This is a genomic window from Moorena sp. SIO3I6 (assembly GCF_010672095.1).
Genome location: NZ_JAAHHU010001400.1, coordinates 1 through 1330, shown reverse-complemented (window position 1 = coordinate 1330; position 1330 = coordinate 1). Strand labels below are relative to the sequence as shown.

3 protein-coding genes are annotated in these 1330 nt (G+C 41.8%); 1 reads left to right on the top strand and 2 read right to left on the bottom strand.

Going from position 1 to position 1330, the window contains the following annotated elements:
- On the bottom strand, nucleotides 1-350 hold a 350-nt coding region (locus F6K49_RS49690; RefSeq protein WP_293110185.1), incomplete at its 3' end, for a response regulator.
- A 195-nt stretch (nucleotides 351-545) separates the two neighbouring features.
- Between F6K49_RS49690 and F6K49_RS49685 the strand changes: the two genes are divergently transcribed.
- The gene (locus F6K49_RS49685; RefSeq protein WP_293110183.1) at nucleotides 546-680 is read left to right on the top strand and encodes a hypothetical protein; all 135 of its coding nucleotides are present in this window, start codon (nucleotides 546-548) and stop codon (nucleotides 678-680) included.
- Here F6K49_RS49685 and F6K49_RS49680 read toward each other — a convergent pair.
- Nucleotides 677-1330 (bottom strand): ShlB/FhaC/HecB family hemolysin secretion/activation protein (locus tag F6K49_RS49680; protein WP_293110181.1); only part of this gene is annotated, 654 nt, incomplete at its 5' end. The two genes, F6K49_RS49685 and F6K49_RS49680, sit on opposite strands and share 4 nt — an antisense overlap.

The following is a 1330-nucleotide window of genomic DNA, read 5'->3' as shown; positions in this document are numbered from 1 at the left end:
CGTACCAGTGTCTTGACATGACTGCTTTGCACCAGGAAATTCTGTTGGGGATAGTTTTGTAGTAACTTCTTAAGTAAGTAAATACCAGTATCAATTTCGGCACTCATTCCTGGCTTTTCTGGTATAGACAAATCCATCACCAAAAGGTCAAAGTGAGAATTAGCGATTTCCTCTTGAGCTTGTTGTGCGGTTTGTGCTTTGACTATTTCTGCGTCTGGATACTGTTGGCTTAGCTCGTTGACTGTTCCTTTCAAAATGAGTTGGTGGTCATCTACTACTAAAATCTTCAAGTTACTGGTATTGGGTAAATCTTGATTGATTGTTAACCCATCAGATCTGGCATTGACCATATCACCTTCTCCTCTAGTTTGTTTTAGCTAAATACACAAAATTTAAAAATTGTTGGCTGACACCAGGGCTAGACTTAATATAAGTTCATTAATAACTTGTTTATCTTCTGATGCTGTCTTTACTTATAGTATCGGAGGTGGACTTAATAGGATATACAGAAAAGTGTATATTTTCTGACGGGGTGACAAACAGCCTTGGCCTTTCGGCCACGCTACGCGAACAAAGGTTTACTGGGTGTGGGGTGTGGGGTGTGGGGTGTGGGGTGTGGGGTGTGGGCGAAGGGGAAACTAGAAGAGCTTGCCAGGTGGGTCGCACCTCTGCATCGCTAAAATGGTTGATATTGCAAAGAAAAGTAAAAACCATTATCTTGCAAGGTATTCCCAGAGTCGTCAACACTCATCAAGGGGATACCATAATCTAAACGTAAATTCCAAGCGTTACTAGGCTGCGAAATTAATCCTAACCCCAAACTCGCTATGGTTTGTGGGTCTGGATTTGTACCGCCATTATTCCAAGCCGTGCCAATATCAAAAAAGGGCGTGATTTGCAATGTATTGGTGTTTGCTGTCAGAGGAATACGGACTTCTGCTGAAGCTGTGATCCCATTATCTGCTACTAATTGATTTTGCCGATATCCTCTTACTGTATCGACTCCCCCCACACTAAACCTTTCAATAGATAATAAGGAATCTGATGTTAGTTGGGTATTAAGACGTAGTAAGAATAAATTTCGGGATGATAAACGCTGTACCCATTGGAATTGTCCTAACCAAGACAAAAACCGCCCATCCGGAGCTTCATTATTCACCGTAGCATCAAAGGCATCTATGCCGAGATTAAATTGCGATCGCGCTGCGAAAACTCTGGTAGCATTACGGTCTACCCAATCTTGGAAAAAGCGAATCACTGTAACGTTTGATTCACCATTTTCGGGACCTTCGGAGAAAGAAAAAGGAATATCATCAAGGATAAATGTTTG